Consider the following 24708-nt stretch of genomic DNA (forward strand, 5'->3'; position numbering starts at 1 on the left):
CTCGACCGTTATGATCACCTCCATAAAGGGGGTGATTCATAATGCACGAGAAAATTCAGGCCTACACCAAACGATTAAAGCTTAGCTGGATTAAAGAGCATTTCCGTGAGGTTGAGGCTACGACTCATGAGGAGTTTTTATTAAAGCTATTTGAGGCAGAAATCCAGCAGCGTGAAGAACGCCGTACCAACCTCCTGTTAACCCAAGCAACACTTCCGAAGGTGCGGGGAAAAACTTATGACTGGAGTGAGGTTCAAATTCCGGCAGGAATGACTAGAGACATTCTCCTAAACGGAGAATTCATTGAACGGCAGGAGAACGCCATCTTTTACGGAGGAGTGGGTGCTGGCAAAACGTACTTGGCAACATTGATTGGCTTAAATGCCATACAAAAGTTTGGCAAGTCAGTAAAGTTCTATACAGTTGCCGGGCTAGTGAATCGGTTGCTTGAAGCAAATGAAAAAGGAACACTTTCTAAATTGTTTAAGCAAGTTGAAAAGCTGGACTGTCTGATCCTCGACGAACTTAGCTACATACCGCTGCATAAACAAGGTGGAGAATTACTGTTCCAGGTTATTCGATGTGTTATGAGGCAAAAAGCATCATCATCACAACCAATCTCCAGTTCGGTCAATGGAACCACGTCTTTGGCGATCCCATTTTGACGGAAGCAGTCATTGACCGACTGATTCACCATTCTCATCTTGTTGTTTTCAATGGAGATAGTCATCGTTATAAAGAATCTATACTAAAATCTTAAAAAGAATGTTGGCAAAGTGGATACATATCTAATTGCCGTTTAATGCATTTTTTTCTTGCCAAATACAGACCGACATTCTAATTATCGATGAGTGGCTCCTTATGGATCTTTCAAAGGATGAAGCAAATATCGTGCTAGAAATTACTGAAGCACGGCACAAAACTGCCTCAACTATTTACTGTTCTCAAATTGATCCAAGTGGGTGGCACACAAAGTTAGGAAACGGTACCATCGCAGAAGCCATATTAGACCGCATTATCCATGACTCCTATCAATTCTTACTGGACGGTGAGATTTCTATGCGAGAACGACATGGATTAGGATTCGAGGTTTAAGGAATGGCAATACTGACTCCGAAAGATTTGAGAAAGATGGAAGAAAACTATTACTGGGCTGGTTATAAAGACTGGAGCCCTTTCCCCATGAAATTAAAGGTAAAGCTACTAAAAGTATACGGAGAAGAGCCGTATCCTTACACATGGACTAAACAGGATATTCACGAAGGGTCAAGAAAAATCATTATTCAATACTTTAAAGCTTAATATTGGTTTTAATCAAATACAAAACTCCTCCACATTACTACAATGATGGAGGAGTTCTTTATTGGTAAATAGCTTGGCGAAGTCTGGTAAAAAAGATGGCATAAGTGGTAAATTCCTTTGGCCGTAATCAAAAACTGATCCAAAAATATAGAAAGGTAGATTTATTAATCTTGGATGAATGGCTGTTAACCGAACTTTCTGAAGAGAACATTCTTCATATCTTTGAAATTATTGAAGCAAGATTAAAGAAAGCCTCAACGATTTTCTGTTCCCAATTTTCACCCGAAGGATGGCACTCAAAGTTGGGACAGGCCCAGATGGCAGATGCTATTCTTGACCGTATAGTCCACGATTCTTATAAAATACTAATGGATGGAGAAGTCTAGATGAGAGATCGACATGGACTGGTGGCATTAAGATGATTCCAATAGAGGTAGAACATCGAATAGCTTCCTATTTCTTCCGCCGGTACTTACCAGAAGAAGTCCTTATTGAACTCGAAAGAGTTCTTCTTCCGTTATGCCTGATGGTTGAAGAAGAAATAGAAATTGATAAAGATGAGTTGGTAAGAATAGCACTAGACATTATAGAACACTATTTAGAGGGAAAACATTTCAAGTAAAAAGAATGAGGACCATCAGAAAATTTCACGTCTCTGATGGCCCTCCCCCTGCAGTTACTGGCTCAATTGTCCGCAATTGGTGGCTCAAAACTATCATACCTGGCTCATTCTCTCCGCAATACTCACCTGGATTCTTTAACGGATGATTCCGGCAAACCAACAATGACCATCGACTCCGCTCCGGGTGTAATCTGCACCTCCACCTTAACATGGTAGACTTCCAGTCCTTTAAGCCAATACTTGAGACTTTAACAGTCATATAAAAGACCTCCTAAAAACATATGAAATTAAAAAACTATGGATAAAACTGTAACTAGAAATGCTGAAAATGAGGAAAAAAAGACATAAACTTGTGGAAATAAAAATCTGTGAAATAGACAATGGATGTAAAGTGGCATAGACGAAGGTAAATCCTTTAATAATAATACAAATTTCTACATAAATCTCGCAAATCCTTCATGGTTTGATAAAATACTAGATACATAATTTTACTTTAGTGCAACAAACCGACCTAACAGTTAGATAATTAGCATTTTGGGGAATCAATTGGCCAAGGTGACATCCCTTTTCATTGGTCTATACCATCAGCTAATTTTGGACAATTACCAACGTCAATTCTGAACCCTATTTCCATTATTGCTGGCAATGCATCGCTGAAATATGGTGTTTTTGCCATTCCATTATGACCAGAAGTTGATGGTATTGCCTGTCCAGTATTTGACGGGTATTCGGGCGATGACAATCACGGGAATTAACAATTTTAAATAATGAATACTTTTATGTATAATAGACATATAATAAAAAAGAGAAGTGCTGGTACACTTCTCTCTGCAACTACTACCGTCAGGTGGTGGTTGTCGATGTTTTATTTTTGCGGGAACCCTTCTGCTTACGACGGCTTAGGGTGGTATTCTTGTTTTCCGGAAGGTTTTCCAAAAGAAAAATGCGGCGGTTTCCCGCACAATTCCCTTCAGGATTTCTCGTAGCATTTCAAGAAATGTTTCCATGATTATCACCCCCTTCCCGAAACGGAAAAGAAGAGCAACAAACAACCACCCCAACAATGTTCAGTTGCAATTCTATCCTATCATTATATCCCCATCTAATAAACTAACAATCTTCGACAAAATCCGAGGCGTGACAGGCATCGAAATCTTGTGTAAAAAGGATTGAGGTATTCGCAACTAAAGGGTAAATCCTATCATTATTCTAAATTTAGCCACTTACAGTGGGACTGCTCGTTTTTCCACCAATCTTCGACATAACTTGGGGCGTGACAATGGAATTTTGCTTACATATTAACATAGAAAGACTACCGTTAAATATTGATTGTATCCTCTGAGCCTGTTGTCATTCCATACTTTTCCTTCTGCGACTAATGACAGTCTGAAATAACTCCTTAACGTACAAGTAATTCTTATTTCTAGTTACTATTGAAGCAAAAACATAAACTATTACACCAGTAAAAATTTGAATGATAAGTAAATACTTATCCGAAACCGTAAGTTGTGATACAACATAGACACTACAACCCATTAAAATATTTAAAGCAATTGTAGGTAAAGTATCGTATAATAATCTTTTTAAATTATATTGAAATAACTTACTGCCTACATATATACTTACCGTAACATTGAATAAACCTAATCCTACACCACTGATAGCGATTGCCATTACACCATAGTTCATAACCATAAACAACACAATAAGCGCTACAATTGTTTTAATAACTTGCATGTTTAGAATAGCTCCTGCATGTCCTAGTGATTTTAAAGTTTCCCTTATTGGAACTTCAATGATCCATGCAATATATGCTATACATGCTAATTGCAAATAAGGGACAGATGGTAGCCATTTTTCTGTCAAAATAACACTAACAAGTTGATTTGCTGTCATAATTAATCCTACCAGGACTGGCAAAACACTATATGTGAATACACTCAACCACCTTCGACATAAAGCAAGTGCTTTATCTTTATTATCTTGGGCATTGGAAAGAACTGGGAACATTACAGCCGTCAAAGATGACGAAATATTTGTGACTATATTCGTGGGGAAGAGAAAGCCTTTATCATAATAGGCCAAAGCTTCAGATGAATATTTTTTCCCAATTAGTAGATTTCGAAGTTGATCACGTATGGCCTCAATAAAAGTCATTAGCATTATTTTCCACGCAAAAGAATATAAATTTCTAGCTCGTTCCAAGGAAAATTTTTTACGCGGTCTCCATTTAGCTTTGCTCCAAAGGACAACGGTTTCCAAAAATTGCAAGCTCAAAGCCTGCCCAATTAGTGCCCAAGCCCCTCCACCTAAAACTGCTATAGTAATTCCGACTATCCCTGAAGCTATTTTTCCTGATAATGTTGAGTAAAAGTAAAATCGGAACATCATGTTTTTTGAGATATATGCCGTTTGAATTGAATTAACTGCAGAAATTAGCAATTTCAAACTTAGAACACGAAGCATCAGAGTTAGCTGGGGATATCCAAGGAATTGCGAAATCATCGGTGCAGTCACAAAAAGAATTAAATACAAAATACCCGATACACCAATATTAAGCCAAAAAATTGTTGAAAAGTCTAATTCATCAGCATCTTTCTTCTGAATTAATGCGCTTGAAAGACCTCCACTTACAAAAATTGTGCTAAGTGTAACAAATACTGTAATCATAGCAGCCAAACCGAAGTCAGATGGAGCAAGGATACGTGCTAGTAATATTTGTATCAGAAAAGTTATTATTAACGAAGAACTACGTTCAAACATCTTCCAACCAATGTTAATCAATACACTTTTCTTTCCGTATTGATTACTAGAAGAACTCTCTTTATTATCTTTACGTTTTGACACTAACCTTTAGTCCTTTCTCAAATTATGCTTTTTTAGTATAGGATTTATTTTCAATACCTTTACTCACTTTTATACCATACCTAACAACGTCAAAAGCTTGTTGGGTCCTTTGTCTCCTTAAGAGCAGAGTTTTATAAAAAATATACCCAACAAGTCCTACCACTGCAATTTTAACCAATGTGACCGTTATACTACTTAGAGTACCTCTAAAAGATGAAGCAACCGTAGCAATAGTAAAAATATAAGCAGTGAGCCAATACTCGTTCTTTATTGATTTTTTATACATCGTTCCAACTAATATACCTACAACAAAAAATAATACTATTACTCCCAAGTAACCCCCGATTACATATCCCTCACCGAGAAGAGTAAATGCCCGAGATGACTTACCGTAGTAAAAAGTATCGTTAAACCATACACCAATGTTAAAGGTACTGAATCCAATAGTAAATGGACTCAGTAAATCAGTCAGAATAAGAAAATAGTTATTAAAGGATTTCGTCCATGGGTTATTAAGAAGCACCTGCATATTTTCCCCAGCCGCAGCAAAATCGCTATTCAAAAAGTTATATATAATACCGTGATCATTATATCCTACACGTACCGATCCATTAACAAAAAAGTACTTTAAATATGAGAGCATAACCACCGCTACCATACTGATACCAATAACAATCGGTAGTGTTTTTCGCTTTATCCGCTGAGTTGCAAACATAGCACACACAACAACTAATAAAAAGCGAAATATACCGTCTCTTTCAGCAGTAAATAGCGAAAAAAACAAAACAGCAATTCCGCACAATAGTATAATAGGACCATATTTAAACCTTTTACCGCAAATCACCAGGTATAAACAACAAAACAAAGTAATATACCGCACCGTATAAGTAGCCACTCGGAAAGAAAAGTAGCTATTGCTAATAAATTCACTTTTACTTTGTATTCCCAATCGAGATACAATAGTTACAGATATAACAAGAATAACAAAAAGTATAAATAAGACATTCCGAAGTAATCTTCGGTCAACATTTAGGTTAGATGTTTTAGGGCACGATGATTTTTCCGAATCAATTTCTTTACTTTCATTTTTCTTAGGCCCTATTGTAAGCAATACAGTCGTAAGGGCAATGATAGATAAAAGTGTATTCTCATAGCTATAACCAGTATTTGTTTGAAACCCTTGAACCAGTATGATTGTATAAGCAGATGAATATAACGCAAAAAAAGAAGAGAACCAAAAGTATGGATGGAGTAAGTCAAACTTACTTATAAAAATTGCGACTAATACCAGTATCCAAAGGGCTATAACGTGAAATACAGGATTGGATGTTGTCAAGGTAGTGATTACCGCAAAAAGGCTAGTAATAAGTATTGTAATAATGTGTAAAACATCTTTTTTGTTGATCATTATCTCATCAACCCCCTTTCAAACCAAACTATAGACTAGTTTTCATTTTTCCCTTATACTTGCCCATCTGAAATAAACCCTACCAATTCATGGTAAGAAAATTATAATACTGACAGGCTGAGGTGGGTTCAAAACTTATTCTTAGCCATCATACCAAAAATAGTACTTCTTTCGACAAGTAGCCCCATACTATATGCATTTCCTGAAGATCATCTCGTCGCTAGTTCCATACCTTTGTGTGGTTACTAAAGTATCGTTTTCTATATCTTATTTTGTACATCCTCTTTTTGCAGTCCTTTTTCTACGATAAGCAAAGATGAAATTTTCCCTTTTTGAAAAATAATTTTAAAAATATGCAATTATATATTCATAATTTTTACTAGAAAAATTCCCTATGTGATCAACTAGTATGGTATCCTTGTCTACTCTACAATTTTTCCAAACCCAATAGCTATTTTATTATTGTATAAGAACTGTTAAGTATAGTATCTATGAAATTTTTTACAATTCTAACCTAATTGTACATTATATATTTATGTCCAAAGTATCTATAGTATGAAGGACCAGTATCATAACTTATCCTCTCAATCTATTTCCCTTTAACAATAAAATAAATTTTAGCCAAGTTACCCAAAAGAAAAGCAAGAATAACATTTATTTTTAATCCTTGTGCAACTTCACTATAATCTAGGTTATTTTTCCTTCCTAGGTAGGTGTATTTACCTATAACTTCCATTTTTCTCTTTAAAGGAATTTCTGTTTGAAGTAATTCTTTAGATCTTAAAGTATAACCCTTAAAATTTTCTAGTATTTTTTTGTCCCCCATATTTGTTAAACCGTCTTCTAAATACTCAGCGATATAGATTATTTCATTAAAATATCTCATTTTATATCCATCTTTAGCCATTCTGATGTATGGAACACCCGGAGCGATATGCCATTCACCCTCGAATGTAGGGTATTTATATTTTCTAAATATATTAGTGTAAAAAATATTAGCCCTATCTCCAGTTATACCACTACTAAACTGTTCAGTTACCTTCATATCCTTAAAATTACCTTTAAATGTAGTACCGATAGATGCATTTACATCATATCCGGATAGACCACTTAAACCTGAATATTCACTTTTATTATTTATGCTTTTTTCCCATAATATTATTTTCTCTAGCGCATTTTCAGTTATATAATCATCGGAATCAACTAGAAAAAATAGTTCTCCATCTGCAATGTCCAGCCCTTTATTTATTGCTCTATGTTTTCCACCGCGTTGCTGTTTTATATACTTTATCGTAAAAGAATTTATTTCATCCGATTTGTAATTATTTATTAGTTCCTCTGTATTATCAGTTGAACCATCGTCCACTATTACCCACTCAAAATCTCTAAAGGTCTGCTTTTGTAATGATTGATATAGTCTAGTTAAAGTGTGCTCCCTATTATATGTTGCAGTAAAAACTGTAATTTTACATTTGCTCATTCTTGCACTCTCCTTTTTTTGACATTTTATACAAAAGAGTTGCAAATTCTGGAAATCAATATCGAAGTTGCCTTAAAATTGTTTCTTATTAAACAATCCATTAAACCAGCATAATAGATTTTCAATTTAGAATTCCAGTAGGGTTGAATATACTCTTTTCTATTGAATGCCTCGTTAACCCTTGTCATATTTAAAACAGAGTGAATACGATTAGATCTTTCTGCATAGGTTTTGTTATTTTTATTAGACATTTCTAATGTAATAAACAGAATAACATTTCTTCGTAACAATGAGTCTTTTGCAATATTTGCTCTATCTCTATTGACTACATTTAATGAAATAAAGTCTTCTACCTTTTCATCTATAAACAATGCTATTTCAGGAAGATCACTTCTATATGAGGCTGTTACACTATTAACTCTTTTATTTACATTTAAAGTTGATTCTTTAAGAACAGAAAATTTAGAAGCATTTGATAAAAATTCTAAATTAAACACAACATCTTCTGCAGTATATCCAACTGGAAACTTAACATTGTTGTTTTTAATTATATCTGTCTTATATAATACTGAAGAAACTCTCCATGCCCTACCCTTAGCAATAATTATATCAATAACAAAATCTTCGATAGATTGTATTTCTTCATAATGTGGAAAAAGTAATTCTTCTCTCGTTTTCCCATTTAAAAAGACTTTATTAAATCTATCTGGCATAACTATATCTGATTTCTCTTTAATCGCTTTAGTAACTAAATTATTAATAGCATCACTATTTAACCAATCATCTGAATCAATAAAACAAGTATATTTACCTTTTGCTATTTCTAATCCATAATTTCTCGCTGAACTTGCACCACCATTCTTTTTATGAATAACTTTGACTCTTTTATCGATTTCTGAATACTCTTCTGCTATTTCTCCAGCTTTATCAGGTGAACCATCATTCACTATTATAATATCCAAGTTTTTATATGATTGATTAACTATTGAATCTATGCATTTCCGAATATAATGTTCAGTATTATAAACTGGAACTACCACTGATACAAGCGGGCTTTCACTTATCATAACTCCACCTACTATAAATTTTGTTTATACCATCCAATTGCAGCTTCAATTCCTTTTTCAAAATTCCATTCCGGATTATACCCCAGCATTTCTTTTGCCTTACTAATATCGGCATTACTATGCTTAATATCACCTTTACGATCAGGTCCAAAAATCGGCTGAATATCTTTTCCTAATGCATTTAATAAATACATATAAATATCAATTAAAAACTCTCTTCCACCATAGGCAATATTATAGGCCTGTCCAGCTGCCTCACGGGGAGCGAAACAAGCTTTCAAGTTTGCTTCAATTACATTTTCAATATAAGTAAAGTCTCTGCTCTGCTTACCATCACCATTGATCGTTGGCGACTCGTCATTTAGCAATTGTTTTATAAATTTTGGAATAACAGCTGCATACACGCCATTGGGGTCTTGTCTTCTACCAAATACATTAAAATAACGTAAACCATAGGTATCAAGACCGTATAACTTTGTATATAATTTTCCATATTCTTCATCTACCTTTTTAGTTAAGGCATAGGGTGACAATATATTCCCCTCTCTTCCCTCTTTTTTGGGGAGAATTGGCTCATCTCCATAAACAGATGAACTTGAAGCATATACAAATTTTTTCACACCATTTTGTCTAGCCGCTTCCATCATATTTAGAGTACCTTTTATATTAATCTCCTCATAAAACAAGGGCATCTCTATGCTTCTCGGCACACTTCCCCAAGCCGCTTGATTTAAAACATAATCGATTCCATCACAAGCTTTCATACAAGTATCAAAATCACGAATGTCTCCTTCAATAAATTCATAGTTAGAATTGTCTAAGAATTCTTCTACATTTTCCTTTTTACCAGTAGAGAAGTTATCAAGCCCTCTAACTTTATAACCTAACTTAAGTATAGCTTCTACTAAATTTGAACCAATAAAGCCTGCCGAACCCGTAACTAAAAATTTACTTCCCTCTGGAAATTTTAAATTTTCATACCCCAATTTTATAGCCTCCAATAAACAAATCCAGTATCTTCCGCTTCTTTCCTATTAAACATTCCTTTAAGGTCAATTAGTACACATTCTTTTCTTTCAATATCTATATTAAATTCCGATGTTGCAGCCACTTCACTCATAACTTCTGAATTTACATAACCTCTTGTTCCAAACAAGGCTTTTACATCTTCCAATTGGATAGATTTAAATTCATCGTGTGGAACTGCAAAGATCACTGCATCCACCTCTTTTATTTCTTCTACTTCACATAGATTAATTCTATATTCATGCCATAAATCTTCTTTGTCTGCTTGAGGATCTACAACTTTGACATCTATTCCATATTCTTCTAATTCCTTAATTACATCAACTACTTTTGTATTTCGAACATCAGGACAATTTTCTTTAAACGTAACACCAAAGATCGCTATTTTCGCACCATTTATTTGCTTATTAGCTTTAATCATTTTCTTTACTGTACTTTCAGCAACATATTTACCCATATCATCATTAATTTTTCTTCCTGATAGAATGATTTGAGAATGATAACCCATTTGCTCTGCCTTGTACGTTAGGTAGTAGGGATCAACCCCTATACAGTGACCTCCGACTAGTCCTGGAGAGAAATTAAGAAAGTTCCACTTTGTGCCTGCTGCCTCAAGAACTGCTTTAGTATCAATTCCCATTTTATTAAATATGATAGAAAGCTCATTCATAAAGGCAATGTTGATATCACGTTGTGAATTCTCTATAACCTTGGCAGCTTCTGCTACTTTAATACTTGCTGCCTTATGCACACCAGCTTCAACAACTAATTCATATACTTTTGCAACAATATTTAATGTCTCTTCATCTTGACCTGCTACAACTTTTATAATTGTTTCTAGTCTGTGAACTTTATCGCCTGGATTAATTCTTTCTGGTGAATAACCAACCTTAAAATCCACACCACATTTTAGTCCAGATTCTTTTTCTAAAATTGGAACACAAATATCTTCCGTTACACCTGGATAAACAGTGGATTCAAAGACAACTATCGAGCCTTTTGTCAAATTTCTTCCCAATGTACGGCTTGCAGATTCTACTGGCTTCAAATCAGGTGTATGATCAGCATTCACAGGAGTAGGTACTGCAACAATATGAAATTTTGCTTCTCTAAGTCTAGCTTCATCAGAAGTAAATTCAACTGTTGTATTTCTGATTGCTTCATTACCGACTTCTTTTGTTGGATCTATACCATTTTTATAAAGTTCGATTTTTCCTTTATTAACATCAAAGCCAATAACATCTACTTTTTTAGCAAAGGCAACAGCTATGGGCATTCCAACATAACCTAAACCCACTAGGGAGATTTTCTCAACTCGTTTTACAATATTTTCATATAACTTCATAGTAATTTACCTCACTTTAATTAATTTTCATATAATCTAGCATTTTTTGATTAACTTTCCGAACTTCGAATTTCTCTAAACAGTAATCATAACTTGCTTGTCCCATTTCCTTAATCTTATCTTGGTTATTTATAAACCACTCCATTTTTTCAGCTAATTCATCACTGTTTTTAACTGGGATCAAAAATCCATTCTTAGCATCAATAACAGTTTCTCTACAACCAGGTGCATCCGTAGTTATGATTGGTCTTCCCATAGCCATTGCCTCTAAAACTGTTCTTGGAGTTCCTTCTCTATAAGAAGGAAGTACGTATACTGAACACATCTTATAATAATTTGTAACATCATTTGTTTCACCGAAATGTTCAATAGTTCCATCTTCAATATATGTTTTTAGGTCTTCCATCGACATAGAATCTTGCATCTTCTCAACAGCTCCAAGTAACATAAACCTTACATGTTTATATCTTGATTTAATTTTCCTTGCAGCCTCTAGGTATTCTCTTATTCCTTTACTATACATCACCCTTGACAGCATAAAAAAGGTTAGCTGTTTCGGAAATTCAACAGGCATAAATTTTTCCATATTAACTCCGGAACCATTAACTAGCTGGCATTTTTCCATGTTTAGCAGTCCAAGTTCAGTAAATTCATGCATATCATCTTTATTTTGAAATATAACTGTATCAGCACAACTAAAACCTAATCGATATAGTATGCTTGCAAAAAACTTAATTACCTTTGCTTTTTTTGTAGTAGCAGTAAATACATAACCAACTCCAGTTACCATTGAATTAATATTTTTTATACCAGCCAACTTAGCAGCAATACTACCATAAATTACAGGTTTTATAGTGTATCCTAAAGTCACATCTGGCTTTTGTCTTTTAAAGAGTTTTATCAATTTAATTAGGTATTTAACATCTGCAATAACATTAAGTCCTGTCTTATTTAAAGGAATTTGTTCAAAGTGTGCACCTAGTTCTACAATTTTATCTATACCATCTAAATTAGGACCTGTAACTATAACCTCGTACCCTTTGGAGATTAAATCTTTAATAAGATCTCCCCTAAAGTTATATACCGTTCTATTTTTGGGTGAAATTAATATAAACTTCAAAACATGGCACCTCTTATAAGGAGAATTAATATCACTTCATTTTTACTTATTCCTTGAATTTACTCGATAATCACCTAAGTTTTTAGTAATTGTTTCAAACAACCTATTACTTGTTTTATCGGAAACAAAGGAATTATGAGGTGTAACTATTACTTTGTCACATTTCCAAAACTGACTGTCCGCTAATAACGGCTCTTTCTCAAATACATCCAGTGCAACTCCAAGAAATTTATCTTCTTCCAAAGCCTGTACTAACGCTATTTCATCTATAACTCCACCCCTAGAAACGTTAATTAGTATACTATTATCTTTCATTTTTGAAATCTTATTAGCATCCAATAAATTTCTTGTTTCACTTGTAAGTGGTAGAGTCAAGATAACGATGTCACTCTTTTTTAAAACATCATCTATATGTTTAATAAGATAATATTCATCAATGAACGAGGATTCGATTTGCCGTCTGCCAACCCCTAGCACATTAACACCAAATACTTTAAGTCTTTTGGCAATTTCAGTTCCAACACTTCCAAACCCTATAATGACAGCTGTCTTGCCTGTAAGTTCTAATAAATCTCTCTGCTTTTCCCAATTATGAGCCTCCTGTAACCTGTAAAATTCCCTACTCTTTTTATAAATTTCAAGAATCTTTAAAACTACCCATTCTGCCATAGGGATGCTATACACTCCCTTGGCATTAAACAACTTAATGCCGTGCTCCTCTATGTAACCAAGAGGTACCCTATCTATTCCTGCACTAGTAAGTTGAATAAATTTCAAACTTTCAAATTGCTCTATATCATTGTAAAGAAATAGGCCATTACAAACTACCGCATCAACATCTTTTACATCTATTTGCAGAGGAATTCTTTCATCACTAACAAATAAGATTTCATATCCAAGATGCTTCAATGCATTTAATTGCTGTTCACTATATTTAAATGCCCCTGTTAGTAATAATTTCATAATAAATCTTCCTTTTTTAATCCCATCATTTTGATGAAGTATAGACTATTTCTGTTACTTTTCCTTTAACAAATTCCTGATTAGCCTTGAAAAAGGCTAAATCCTTAGTTAGTAGACCTTTTTCATATTCCCTTATATCATTCAATCCGTAATCAAATACAGCTTCAATCTGGTCAAGATTCATTTCCTTACTAGTATTACAAAAGCTTCTAGAAAGAATCGCCATACTGGATCCCAGTCTATAATGTTCAGCAATAATATTTTCCGCTGGCAGGGAACCTTGCCCAATCCTTGCTATCCCGCCGAAACCATACGGAATTCCTTGAGCCTGAATTTTATTACAAAGCATTTCAACTGTTCCATCAACTAGGAGTTCAAACATAAACTTCATGTTGTAACTAAGGTGAAGGTCATTTAATCCAATATGAATGTAGTCAATCCCAGATACAGTTAGTATAGAGTCCATATTTTCTACAGCTTCCGAAGTTTCACACAATAGGCAAACCTTAGCTCTTCCATCTATATATCTTACAAAAGTTTCGACTTCATCCTTCGTTTTAAAAAATGGGAGCATAACGATATCTGCCCCATCTGCAATTACCATATTTATTTCATTTTTTGATTCTTCATAAATAGGATTAACTCGAACTAGTAATTTAGATTTTGTTAAGACATTCTTAATTCTTTTAACATCATGTATACTATGTCTGGAAATAACAGTATCCAAATGTCCTTGTCTTTCATCTTTTCCATTAATTTCCAAGTCAACAAAAATCCAGTTTACACCGCTTTTTTCAGCTATCATTGCAACCTCTGCTTGATTTGTAATGTACATTAGCTTTAAAGGCATTATTTTTTCCTTCTTTCTTCTATTGTTGAAGTTGAAATGGTTTCCTGAACTTTCATCGAAGTACTTCCAGCAGTTTCGCGAACATTGACATTATCCTTCATTGCGATGACCTTAAGAATTGTTCTTAAAAAAATTTTTATATCAAAAGTAAAAGAGAGGTTTTCAACATATTCGACATCATACTCAATCCTTCTATCCCAAGGCACGTCTTTTCTACCATTTATTTGTGCCCATCCCGTTACACCAGGTCTAACCTTAAATCTCTTTTTCTGAAATTCAGTATACTCAGCAAGCGGCCAAGGATGATATGTTAATGTCGGTCGAGGCCCGATAATCGACATGTCCCCTTTAATAATGTTGAAAAATTGAGGAAATTCATCAATACTCGTTTTTCTTATGAATTTCCCTATTCTAGTGACTCTACTATCGCCCTTTGTTTCGTAAACTCCACCCTTTTCAGCACCTACACACATTGATCGGAATTTATATATTTTAAATACTTCACCATAAAGACCTAGACGGTCCTGCTTGAAAATAATCGGTCCTTTAGACTCCAATTTAATAGCAATTGCGACTATTATTAAAAGTGGAGATATGATTATTAAACCTATGAGAGACAAAATAATATCTAGTATCCTTTTAATTTTCCTATAAACCATACGGAACATATTTCTCCTTTTTTACTTTTTGGGGAATATACTCTAAATAAAAGTAATTACCAATCAAAAAAACTATCAGAACAACATCCTGTGTTCCTATAAATATAATGAACACAGGATGTTTTATGTCCTTTTTTCACAAAAACTAATTTGCTACAGGCACAAATCTTGAACTGTCAAATTTATTATTTGCCACCGCAATCAAAGTATCATGCATCTCTATCTCACTCATATTTAGTAATTTATTAATTAACTGACTAAGTACCTCTGCATTAATCACGCTCGCCTTCCCAATATGAATCTTAGGAAAAATCTGCTCCGGATGCACCTCATTCTCATTCAGCAGTTCTTCATACATCTTCTCCCCAGGCCGAAGCCCCGAAAACTGAATCCCAATCTCCTCAACTGTATAACCAGACAACTTAATAAGATTGACCGCAAGGTCAACAATCTTCACCGGCTCTCCCATATCCAAAACAAAGATTTCCCCGCCTTTCGCTAGGGAACCAGCCTGTATAACAAGCCTTGATGCTTCCGGTATAGTCATAAAATATCGTGTCATCTCTTCGTGTGTAACCGTCACCGGCCCTCCAGCCTTTATCTGCTTTTTAAATAACGGTATAACACTTCCGCGGCTGCCAAGCACATTCCCAAATCGGACAGCAACGAATTTCGTATTACTGTGCTGCGCCAAGCTCTGAATAATCAATTCAGCAAATCGTTTCGTAGCCCCCATAACATTCGGGGGATTAACCGCCTTATCAGAAGAGATCATTACAAAAGTATTAACACCGAAGGTGTCCGCTGCCTCCGCCACATTCTTAGTCCCAAAAATGTTATTTTTCACAGCTTCCCTAGGGTTATATTCCATAAGAGGTACATGCTTATGAGCCGCCGCATGATAAACAACAAACGGTTTATGCTCTTCCATTACCTCAAACATTCTTGTTCGATCCTGAATATCCCCAATCACGGGCACAATCTCAATCTGATCCTGATACAGTTTCCGTAACTCCATATCAATTAGATAAATGCTATTCTCACCATGCCCTAACAGAACGATTTTTCGAGGTCCAAACTTGCAAATTTGCCGACAAATCTCCGATCCAATTGAACCGCCAGCTCCGGTCACGAGTACTGTTTTTGCAGACACATACTCTGAAATACTCGCCATATCCAACTCTACCGGTTCTCTTCCCAATAAATCCTCAACCTGCACATCGCGGAATTCATTGACAGAGACCTTTCCTGTCATTAAGTCCTCTAACATCGGCATGATTTGTGTCTTTGCCTTTGTCTTTGAGCATTCGTCAAAGATTCGATTGATTTCTTTTTTACTTAGTGAGGGAATCGCAATGATGATGTTTTCAATCTTGTATTTCTCAACTGTTTTAACAATATCGCTGGAATTCCCGACAACGGGAATTCCCAACACATCCAACCTATACTTTCTTGGATCGTCATCAATAAACGCCACCGGTTTTAAATCAATATCATGATTATGCAGCAGCTGCCGAGCGACCATCGTCCCGCCCGATCCGGCACCAATAATTAATGTATTTTTAATATTTTTCTGCCTGTTCATGATGTTGTCGCGGAACATTCGCCATGAAAAACGCGAACCTCCAATAAACAGCACATGAAGCATCCACGTAATCATCAATGCTCTTACATAAATGTTGCCATAAAAGGTCTCCTGCATCAGAGCTGCAATCCCGATTGTAAACGTCACTGCTTTAACAATCGCAATTAGCTCGCCCACACTCGCATATTGCCACGCTTTGTTATATAGCTTATAAATGAATGCAAACACATGATGGCAAGTAAAAATTGTTACCGCAGTAACCAAAATCATTGGATTCTTCACAATGTCTATGGTCGGATTAAGTGTCCAATAGCTTATGTAGATTGCCGACAACACAATAATCGAATCCAACAAGGCAAGCGTGGTCAACCTCTTCCCGTACGTCACCCGTTTTTTCCCCCTTTTTTTCTCTATTTCGTTTAACTAAATAAAATGGTCAAAAAAATAAATACCTAATGGAAATACAAGCATGCAAACGCTTATCCTTTCATTAGATATTTATTGTTTTTTATATTTTTTTAAAATCGGGCATCTAACCCGTCCTCACGTCATGCTCTTGACGACTGGCGTCTAAGGTCTTGTCCTACTATAGACCCACAGCATGACCGAGTGCCCCCATGGATAACGGACAGGGAAGCCTCGCCGTCAGGTATTAAGCCTGATTAAGATGTTCAATTTTTGTAATCTCAACGCAGCTTAATTTTTTCATGGATAGCCCCTACAGGGCGGTCATTCTATTACGGTTAGAAAATGCCTAAAAACTTCTTCTTTTTTACGCGTTCCGGAATCTCTTTATACACATGCTGCCCGGCAATCACCAGCTCCGCATTTTCCTTCAGCATATACACCAGTTCATTTCCGTATTTCTCTTGAATGAGACTGTAAGCCTCTTTCATCTTGAATGTCCGATTGCCGGTATTATGCGCATCAGAGGCAATGATATGAGTTAAACTTGCTTCTATTAATTGCAACGAGAAGCTTTTAATCTTTTTGCCAAAATCACCACAAACGCTGGCCGCCGTCACTTGCGTCAATGCGCCTTTTTTCACCAGTTGATACAACACTTCCGGCTGTTCAACAATTTGCTGATTCCGCTCCGGATGGACAATAATCGGAGTCAGGCCGTTTAGCTGCATATCGAAGAACAACTGATCCGTGTATCTCGGGACATGGCTCGAGGAGAACTCGACCAATACATACTGGGAATGGTTCACAGGCAGTATTTCTTCAAATTCGTATCCTTCCAGCAATTCACCATGGATACGGACTTCTTGTCCTGGCAGCACTTTTAAATCTATTTTTTCCGCTTGAAAAACTTGGTTTAATTCGTCTACTTTCCCAATAATCGAATGCTTCGGGTTTTCATATTGATTATTGAGATGATGCGGCGTTGCAACAATTGTCGTAATTCCCTGTTGGACAGCCTTCCGCGCCATTTCGATACTTTCCGCTAAATCTCTTGCCCCATCATCCACCTGGGGCAAAAGATGACAATGTAAATCCACCATACCCCTCACCCTTTTCCAGTAAATTGTTAATTTTCTAGTTCTTTAACCATCTTACCAAAGTCGAAAGTATCAGGAAAGGGGTGAGATTTGTCGAAATTTATTACTTTGTACCATAAGACCCATAGTAATAATAGTAATCGCTCTTATGAACTTCCTTATGATTTAACACGACACCCAACAGTTTGCTTTGGGCATTTCCAAGCAATTCCTTCGCCTTTTTAGCCTGGTCAATTTCTGTTTTTTCACTGTAAACAACCATTATGGAACCGTCCACTTTATTGGCCAATATTTGCGGGTCAGCTACCGCTAATAATGGCGGTGTATCAAAAATGATATAGTCAAATTCTTGCTTCGCTTCCTCAATAAACTGCTCCATCGATTTAGAGCTCAACAGCTCAGCAGGGTTAGGAGGGATCGGTCCACTCGTTAAGATATATAAATCCTGCTCTTCTGTTTCCTGAATTGTTTTATCCAGCGATCTTTGCTTTGTTAAGACGGTCGTAAATCCGAATAAATTATCTACCGCAAACGTATGATGTACCGTCGGCTTACGAAGGTCGGCATCGACCAATAAAACCTTTTTGCCTAGCTGGGCAAATGTCACGGCAAGGTTCGAGGCGGTTGTTGACTTACCTTCTCCAGGGCCGGAAGAGGTAATCATAATCGCTTTAATTTCTTCATCTATAGAAGAGTACTGGATATTGGTCCGAATCGTCCTGTACTGCTCGGCAATCGGCGATTTCGGTGCAATCGCCGTAATCAGTTTGCGGCCCGGGTCTCTACTGATTTGCTTTTTCTTTTTTCTAAGAGCCAATGGTCTCACCTCTTACTCTTGAGTTTCTTGCTGCTCGTCTTGCCTTCAGTTCCTCGAGCTTCTGGTCATCAATCTGGGCAATAATTCCCAGAATTGGTAACTCTAATTCCTTCTCAACATCTTGTTCGTTCTTAATCGTATTATCAAAGTATTCAAGTAAGAATGCGATCCCGACACCAGCCATTAAACCGACCACAATCGCAATTGCCACGTTCATTAACGGTCTTGGTTTGATTGGCGAAGGGTTCTCGGCTACTTCTGCCTTCGCCAGGATGCTGACGTTATCGACATTCATGATATTGGTGATTTCTTTTTGAAACACTTCAGCCGTCTTGTTCGCAATCAACGCGGCAGTATCAGGGCTCGGGTCCTGTACAGAGATGTTTACCACCTGGGAATCCTTTTCGCTGCCGACATTAATTTTTTCATTTAATTGCCTAGCATTCACGCCTAAATCAAGGTCATCTGCAACCTTATCCAAAATGGCCGGACTTTTAATAATGACATTGTAGGTATTAATCAATTGAAGGTTGGTCTGTACTTCACTCGGGCTGTAAAATGCCTGGTCATTCTTTGCTTGGTTGACAAGTATCTGAGTTGAAGCCTGATAAATAGGGGTTAAGAAAAAGTAACTGACAACGCCACTGACAAGGCCGGCAATGGCAGTAATGGAAATGATTAATAACAATCGCTTTTTCAGCGTCTCAAACAACTCTTTCAAACTAATAGTCTCTTCCATTTTGTCCTCCTGGAGATATATAGATACAATTGAATATTATAACATATCTTGTCGTATTAATTGAGTCTTTTGTCGAAACATCACTCTTCTAATTAAACTACTTTTTGTAAGATTTTTGAAGGGTATTTGTAATTTTGGTAGGAATTTCTTTTTTAATTTTTGACAGTCTTAGTCATAACTTTGTAATTTTTTGTAGAATCAAGGGCGATTTGGAAGATATTTCTGCTATAATAGGATTGCACTAGATTTGGGGGGATCACACATGCAAAAAGTCCTGACCTTTTTATTATGTATCGCATTTATTGCCGTACTCTATGTAGGCCAATCCCATTGGAATGACAAAATAACGGGCACATCTGCCCAAAATAAACAGACCGGCACCTTAAAGCAGGGGGAATCTGCTAAAGAAGAGCAGGCCCTGATGGATGAACAGCTCCTGTCGTTAACGAAGAACTGGCCCGCCGAAGCCGCTAAGAACTTTAAGAAGAAGTTAGCCGCTGGGGACAGCTTTAAAATCCTGTTTGTCGGCTCGCCAGCTATCGGTACCGAAACGGAAGGCGTGTTCCCACTTGTCAAACAGGGTCTGCTTAATGCCTATGGCGCGGACCATCTCGAAGTGGGGCTGAAGACGTATAATGCCACTTCCAATTATCTGATTAAGGAAAATAAAGCGGCAGAAATTGCTGCGGAACAGGCTGATCTTGTTGTCATCGAGCCGTTTATGTTGAAGAATAATGGCTTGGTTTCGCCTGCGAATACCTTTAACGATTTAACCAAGATCATCGAGGACGTGCGTGCTGCGAAGTCTGAAACGGTGTTTATCATTCAGCCGTCTTATCCTATATTCAAGGCGAACATCTATCCACAGCAGACCGCCCAGCTGAAGGCCTTTGCTGAGGAGAATCAGTTACCCTATCTGGATCACTGGACTGCCTGGCCTAATGCAAATACTGAAGCTATTAAAGAATACATAACACCCGACCATAAAGCGGTAACCGAAAAAGGCGCCGGGGTGTGGAGTCGATTCCTTATTGAATATTTTGTTCACAAAGGCGAATCCTAGTGATGGATTCGTTTTTTTGTGCAAGGGAAGTCTCGCCTATTGGTGAGTTCGTTGGGACCACAGACGTAGTTGAATTTATGCGGCAACTATAAAAAGCTGCCGGAATCCACTCCTGCAGCTTATCTTCTTCCTATCTATATTAACAGCCCGCTACTAAATGTTTCAGTTCTGCTTTTAAATCGGCCATCAGTTGATCAATGGTCAGTTTGTCTTCGGTCAATCCTTTTTCATAAGCCTTTTTTACAATCTCGCTAAATTCCACACTTGTTCTGGTTATGTTATTTCCCTTCGACTCCACTTCCCACTAACAACCTCCCATACATATTTTTAACAATAGTAATAGAAAACCAGTGAAATGTAAATAGATTTCCAGTCGAATTTTGGCACAATTATGTGAAATTTGTAGAATCTGACTACTTAGGACTATGGTCACTGACAAATTCTTTGCCCTTTAGCCTATATTTTTATTTTTCCTTCAAAATTTACCAATTCGTACCCCTTTATATTAGCAATCTATGGTAAAATGAATAGAAAAATAGCTAAATAGGGGGGAACAATCTTGGATAATAAAACCATAGTGCGCGTGTTATCGACCACCGCATTCCTATCGCTTGCCTATGCAGGCGCTGCGCACGCCAGTACATATACGGTCCAAAAAGGCGATACTTTGTCAAAAATCGCCCTGACTCACAAGACGACCGTCAGCCAATTAAAAAGCTTGAACGGCCTAACTTCTGACTTAATCTATCCTAATCAGACCCTTAAAGTTTCCGCCGAACCGGCTGCAGCACCAAAGCCGCAGCAGCCAGCTGCCCAAACGCCACAGCCTGCAGCCGCCTACACCGTTGTTAAAGGCGATGCCCTGATTAAAATCGCCAACCGCTATGGCGTCACGGTCGCCGAATTAAAACAGTGGAACAATATTTCTGGCACGATCATTTACATCGGCCAAACGTTGAAGGTTTCTGCACCTGGACAAGCAGCGCCTGCTCCGGCACCAAGCCCGGCACCAGCGCCTACACCTGCTCCAGCGCCGGCTCCCACACCGGCACCAGCTCCGAATCCATCAACGGCGCCGCCAAGCTGGCAGTCGAGTATTGAGTACACAATCGTAAGCGGCGACAGCTTGAGCAAAATTGCCTCTAAATTCGGCACGACCGTCGGGGAATTAAGGACGCTTAATAACTTATCATCAGACCTAATTTATGCAGGACGCAAGCTGTTGGTACCTGGTCCATCCGGGTCCGCCGCTCCTGCCCCGGCTCCTGGTGTTGCACCGGCACCAGCAACCGACTTTGGTAGCAAAACCATTGAAGTGGCGAAAAGCTTAATGGGCATCCCATACGTCTGGGGCGGCAGCACCCTGTCCGGCTTTGACTGCAGTGGCTTCATCTACTATGTCGCCAACCAGTCCGGCAAGAAAATCGGCCGCTATTCCGCTGCCGGCTACTACGACCGCAGCTATTATGTCGACCAGCCGCAAATCGGCGACCTCGTGTTCTTTGCCAACACCTATCAAAAAGGCATCTCGCACGTGGGATTCTACATCGGCAACAACCAATTCATCCACGCCAACTCAACGAATGGCGTAATGATCTCAAGCCTGTCGAGCACCTACTACAAACAGCACTTTGAAGCGTTCAAGCGGTTATATTAATAGGACGACGGGAATCGATCTCTAGTTACACAAAGACGCTTTATTGCATAATGAAGACCAGCCTGTAATGAGGGCTGGTCTTTTATTTCCTTGTTTCTATTTTTTCGTTAAGGCGGTTGGGGTTCAACAACGCGGCGGGGTCAAGTGCACCAGCCAAGGTTCATTTTTTTAAAAGCGCCTTCATTCTTGAATCGATTTTGGTCGTTTATTTTTTCGATATAGGTTTTTTTCAAGCCAATGCCCGATGGCCGCGAACACCAGGCCGAACAAGAGACCGTTGAAGACCGGATAATCCATGAGCGGGACGGTGTCGGCAATCCAGCTGTCATGCCAGAAGAGGCCGAAATCCATTCCGATGACGAGCCCAAGAAAGAACCCGGACAGATAGGTTCTGGTCGCGCCCTCATTTCCCTGCTGCTTCTTGTTGAAGTCGATCGCGAAGTTTAACGCCTGCCACATGGCAAAGGCATAAAAGGATGGGTAGAACAATCCCCAGCCAAGATCGCCTATCTCATGGGCTTCAGCCAATTTGCCTCTAAAGGAGTATAATAGGACCTGATTCAACTCCGACTTCACGTTGATTACTATTTCTAATACGATTAATGCAAATCCTGTGACAAAATCCCGGTTGTACAGCTGCCCGAAGCCCGGCAGCATAAGCGACCACAGCATGGCGGCACAAGGGGATCGATATTTGCGACTCTGCCTCATTGGGTCCTCTCCCTCACACACGGTATATCTCTATAATTATTTCAACCCCTGTCAGGAAAAATCCTTTTTTATTCACAAATTTTGGTAATTTTTACGTAGAGGGTGGTCTAAAACTTAGGTAGTAGTACCTAAGGGGTAATTGTAGAATCTCTTAAGGTGCAAATAAAACTGCCATTTCCGCAAATAAAAGTTTGTAAATCGCAAATAATCTTCCGTTTTGCGCAAATAAAACGTGAACTGCCGCAAATAAAAGTTTGCAGCGGAGTTCCCACTCTATGTGGCTTACCTGGAAATCGCAAGATTTCCTTATTTCTATTTTTTCGTTGCGTTGTCTTTGTTTCAAAGACGAGGCTGGTTCGTCCGTTCACAACCCTGCTCTATGCCGGGAATGGTATATAACAAATGCTCAAGGTCAAGTACACTGGCCAAGGTTCATTTTTCAATCATTATTCTTCGTTACGAATTTATGTTACCAATCACAAATTAAAGGGGCTTTTCCGCAAATAGAAGACTGTAAATCGCAAATAATCTTTCGGTATACGCAAATAGAACGTGAACTGCGGCAAATGAGATTCAGGGCCATTCTAAAAAGGGGAATGATCTCTCTACTTTTTGCAGTGAATTGCCTCTGGTTCTGTTACGTTACTCCCTTTTAAGGATCCTTTTACGTTTTAGACACAAAACATTAACAAATTCCGGCAAGCTTCAACAGGGTTTTCGCCGGCGGCTGCGAATTTATTTTTTGAAAACGAAAGGAGGAATTTGTTTGTTAATGAAAGCAAGGGCCTTACCGCTCATCATCCTGATTCTGGCGGCGCTGCTGCGGCGGCTTCCGAAAAGTCACCCGCGCTACTCGCTGATTGAGGAGGAACACTGCCGCAGGATTGCCGGCCATCACGGCGAGGAGTCACTCGATTACTATTTGCGCTCGCTCCCCCACCAGAACTATTTCATACTCCACGACCTCAACCTCCCGGACGGCGAGTTTATCTGCCAAATTGATACAATGATTATCACTCCCGGTTGTATCTATTTAATCGGCGTGAAGCACATGGCTGGCGAGCTGGAATTCGACACGACGCTTGAGCAGTTCTTGCAAACGAAGGATGGGCAAACAAAGGGCTACCGCTGCCCCGTCGCCCAGGAACAGCGGCATAAGGCGTATGTGCAGGAGCTGCTTGCGGCCAACCATTTCCCTAACGTCCCGATTGATTTTCTCATTACACTCACGAATCCTTACTGCACCTTTAAGGTCACCGGCCAAAACGCCCACAAGGTCCGGCCCCACGTCGCAAATCGGATATTTTCCTCAAACGATTCCAACAGTTTGAACAGAACGATCAGACTCTCTGCCTCACACAAAAGGACATGCGCAAACTATCCCGACTGCTGATTAAAATGAATAGGCCTCCCGTTACATTCGTGCTCGAGAAGTATGGTGTCGTGCGGGGTGATTTACGGAGCGGCGTCCAGTGCCCGGTGCCGGAGTGTGGGCAATTGCCGATGGTGCGGAACGGGGCCGGGCCATGGGTTTGTATTCGTTGCGGGACTGTTTCAAAGGATGCACATATTCAGGCGATTGATGATCATTTCCTTTTATTCGGGCCGACGATTACCAACCGTGAGCTGCGGGCGTTTCTGCATTTGGGCGATTCGGTTGACGTGGCGGGTCGGATGCTGCGCTCGCTGAATTTGGTGTGCAGCGGCTCGCGGCGGATGCGGGTGTATGCACCGGACCAGTTTCCATGGAATCCGGTTGTGCGGAAGAAGACGGGGATGAAACGGAGCGTCGTGCTGACGGCTTCTAAGTCGGAGAATGAGCGAAGGCGGTAGCTCGAGATGTGGAACTGGGGCTAGTGCTGGTACGCAAATAAAATAGCCGATATCGCAAATAACGTGCTGATTTGCGCAAATAAAACGGTCAAAACCGCAAATAAAATCG

At 38.3% G+C, this 24708-nt stretch carries 23 protein-coding genes and 3 pseudogenes; 9 read left to right on the forward strand and 17 right to left on the reverse strand.

Annotation, left to right across the window (positions count from 1 at the left end; genetic code table 11):
• The first annotated feature begins 41 nt into the window (after window positions 1-41).
• The 5 genes and pseudogenes from istB to M3234_RS03035 all read left to right on the forward strand — a co-directional run bounded on the left by istB (window position 42) and on the right by M3234_RS03035 (window position 1924).
• A pseudogene (gene istB / locus M3234_RS03015) lies at window positions 42-760 on the forward strand (IS21-like element helper ATPase IstB).
• A 65-nt stretch (window positions 761-825) separates the two neighbouring features.
• A pseudogene (locus M3234_RS03020) lies at window positions 826-1095 on the forward strand (ATP-binding protein); the annotation flags it as partial.
• A gap of 3 nt (window positions 1096-1098) precedes the next feature.
• Window positions 1099-1302, forward strand: coding sequence for a hypothetical protein (locus M3234_RS03025; protein ID WP_262303259.1), 204 nt, complete (start codon window positions 1099-1101; stop codon window positions 1300-1302).
• 119 nt (window positions 1303-1421) lie between these two features.
• Window positions 1422-1688 (forward strand): annotated as a pseudogene (locus M3234_RS03030) (ATP-binding protein); the annotation flags it as partial.
• A gap of 32 nt (window positions 1689-1720) precedes the next feature.
• Window positions 1721-1924 carry a hypothetical protein gene (locus tag M3234_RS03035; protein ID WP_262303261.1) on the forward strand — a complete coding sequence of 68 codons (204 nt, stop codon included), beginning with the start codon at window positions 1721-1723 and terminating at the stop codon, window positions 1922-1924.
• Window positions 1925-1949: 25 nt separating this feature from the next.
• Here M3234_RS03035 and M3234_RS03040 read toward each other — a convergent pair whose 3' ends face one another.
• From M3234_RS03040 to M3234_RS03110, 15 genes are all read right to left on the reverse strand, one after another.
• On the reverse strand, window positions 1950-2183 hold the full coding sequence (locus M3234_RS03040; protein ID WP_262303262.1) for a hypothetical protein: 234 nt from the start codon (window positions 2181-2183) through the stop codon (window positions 1950-1952).
• Between the two features lie 1091 nt (window positions 2184-3274).
• Window positions 3275-4771: a lipopolysaccharide biosynthesis protein gene (locus M3234_RS03045; protein ID WP_262303263.1), complete on the reverse strand. Its 1497-nt coding sequence runs from the start codon at window positions 4769-4771 to the stop codon at window positions 3275-3277.
• A 22-nt stretch (window positions 4772-4793) separates the two neighbouring features.
• The gene (locus M3234_RS03050) at window positions 4794-6179 is read right to left on the reverse strand and encodes an O-antigen polymerase (protein WP_262303264.1); all 1386 of its coding nucleotides are present in this window, start codon (window positions 6177-6179) and stop codon (window positions 4794-4796) included.
• Window positions 6180-6768: 589 nt separating this feature from the next.
• Window positions 6769-7659: a glycosyltransferase family 2 protein gene (locus M3234_RS03055; RefSeq protein WP_262303265.1), complete on the reverse strand. Its 891-nt coding sequence runs from the start codon at window positions 7657-7659 to the stop codon at window positions 6769-6771.
• Window positions 7660-7685: 26 nt separating this feature from the next.
• Entirely contained in the window at window positions 7686-8726 is a 1041-nt protein-coding gene (locus tag M3234_RS03060; RefSeq protein WP_262303266.1) for a glycosyltransferase family 2 protein, read from the reverse strand.
• A gap of 11 nt (window positions 8727-8737) precedes the next feature.
• Entirely contained in the window at window positions 8738-9712 is a 975-nt protein-coding gene (locus M3234_RS03065) for an SDR family oxidoreductase (RefSeq protein WP_262303267.1), read from the reverse strand.
• A gap of 2 nt (window positions 9713-9714) precedes the next feature.
• Entirely contained in the window at window positions 9715-11097 is a 1383-nt protein-coding gene (locus M3234_RS03070; RefSeq protein ID WP_262303268.1) for a nucleotide sugar dehydrogenase, read from the reverse strand.
• Window positions 11098-11113: 16 nt separating this feature from the next.
• Entirely contained in the window at window positions 11114-12217 is a 1104-nt protein-coding gene (locus M3234_RS03075) for a glycosyltransferase family 4 protein (protein ID WP_262303269.1), read from the reverse strand.
• Window positions 12218-12259: 42 nt separating this feature from the next.
• Complete coding sequence (locus M3234_RS03080) at window positions 12260-13180, reverse strand: NAD(P)-dependent oxidoreductase (RefSeq protein WP_262303270.1); 921 nt, start codon at window positions 13178-13180, stop codon at window positions 12260-12262.
• A 25-nt stretch (window positions 13181-13205) separates the two neighbouring features.
• Window positions 13206-14030 carry an HpcH/HpaI aldolase/citrate lyase family protein gene (locus M3234_RS03085; protein WP_262303271.1) on the reverse strand — a complete coding sequence of 275 codons (825 nt, stop codon included), beginning with the start codon at window positions 14028-14030 and terminating at the stop codon, window positions 13206-13208.
• The gene (locus M3234_RS03090) at window positions 14030-14689 is read right to left on the reverse strand and encodes a sugar transferase (RefSeq protein ID WP_262303272.1); all 660 of its coding nucleotides are present in this window, start codon (window positions 14687-14689) and stop codon (window positions 14030-14032) included. Before M3234_RS03090 ends, M3234_RS03085 begins: the two co-directional genes overlap by 1 nt.
• Window positions 14690-14834: 145 nt before the next feature.
• Complete coding sequence (locus tag M3234_RS03095) at window positions 14835-16661, reverse strand: polysaccharide biosynthesis protein (protein WP_262303273.1); 1827 nt, start codon at window positions 16659-16661, stop codon at window positions 14835-14837.
• Between the two features lie 356 nt (window positions 16662-17017).
• The gene (locus M3234_RS03100; protein ID WP_262303274.1) at window positions 17018-17782 is read right to left on the reverse strand and encodes a tyrosine-protein phosphatase; all 765 of its coding nucleotides are present in this window, start codon (window positions 17780-17782) and stop codon (window positions 17018-17020) included.
• A 100-nt stretch (window positions 17783-17882) separates the two neighbouring features.
• Window positions 17883-18596: a CpsD/CapB family tyrosine-protein kinase gene (locus M3234_RS03105; RefSeq protein WP_285858216.1), complete on the reverse strand. Its 714-nt coding sequence runs from the start codon at window positions 18594-18596 to the stop codon at window positions 17883-17885.
• Window positions 18586-19335, reverse strand: a complete 750-nt coding sequence (locus M3234_RS03110; RefSeq protein WP_262303275.1) for a YveK family protein — start codon at window positions 19333-19335, stop codon at window positions 18586-18588. The genes M3234_RS03105 and M3234_RS03110 overlap by 11 nt, the downstream gene beginning before the upstream one ends.
• Before the next feature lie 247 nt (window positions 19336-19582).
• Here M3234_RS03110 and M3234_RS03115 point away from each other — a divergent pair, with 247 nt between their 5' ends.
• Window positions 19583-20398, forward strand: coding sequence for an SGNH/GDSL hydrolase family protein (locus tag M3234_RS03115; protein ID WP_262303276.1), 816 nt, complete (start codon window positions 19583-19585; stop codon window positions 20396-20398).
• A 139-nt stretch (window positions 20399-20537) separates the two neighbouring features.
• Here the strand turns inward: M3234_RS03115 and M3234_RS03120 are convergent, their stop codons facing one another.
• A complete protein-coding gene (locus M3234_RS03120) occupies window positions 20538-20696 on the reverse strand; it encodes a hypothetical protein (protein ID WP_262303277.1) in 159 nt (52 codons plus the stop codon).
• Between the two features lie 261 nt (window positions 20697-20957).
• Between M3234_RS03120 and M3234_RS03125 the strand changes: the two genes are divergently transcribed.
• A complete protein-coding gene (locus M3234_RS03125; protein ID WP_262303278.1) occupies window positions 20958-22055 on the forward strand; it encodes a C40 family peptidase in 1098 nt (365 codons plus the stop codon).
• 180 nt (window positions 22056-22235) lie between these two features.
• Here M3234_RS03125 and M3234_RS03130 read toward each other — a convergent pair whose 3' ends face one another.
• Window positions 22236-22766, reverse strand: a complete 531-nt coding sequence (locus M3234_RS03130) for a hypothetical protein (protein WP_262303279.1) — start codon at window positions 22764-22766, stop codon at window positions 22236-22238.
• Window positions 22767-23538: 772 nt separating this feature from the next.
• On the opposite strand from M3234_RS03130, the gene M3234_RS03135 reads away from it, so the two are divergent.
• Together M3234_RS03135 and M3234_RS03140 are read left to right on the forward strand one after the other, a co-directional pair.
• Complete coding sequence (locus M3234_RS03135; protein WP_262303566.1) at window positions 23539-24159, forward strand: nuclease-related domain-containing protein; 621 nt, start codon at window positions 23539-23541, stop codon at window positions 24157-24159.
• Window positions 24160-24263: 104 nt separating this feature from the next.
• Entirely contained in the window at window positions 24264-24599 is a 336-nt protein-coding gene (locus M3234_RS03140; RefSeq protein ID WP_262303280.1) for a hypothetical protein, read from the forward strand.
• Window positions 24600-24708 lie beyond the last annotated feature (109 nt).

Origin of the sequence: Neobacillus niacini (genome assembly GCF_023715785.1) — a bacterium.
Taxonomy (GTDB): domain Bacteria; phylum Bacillota; class Bacilli; order Bacillales; family Cytobacillaceae; genus Neobacillus; species Neobacillus niacini_E.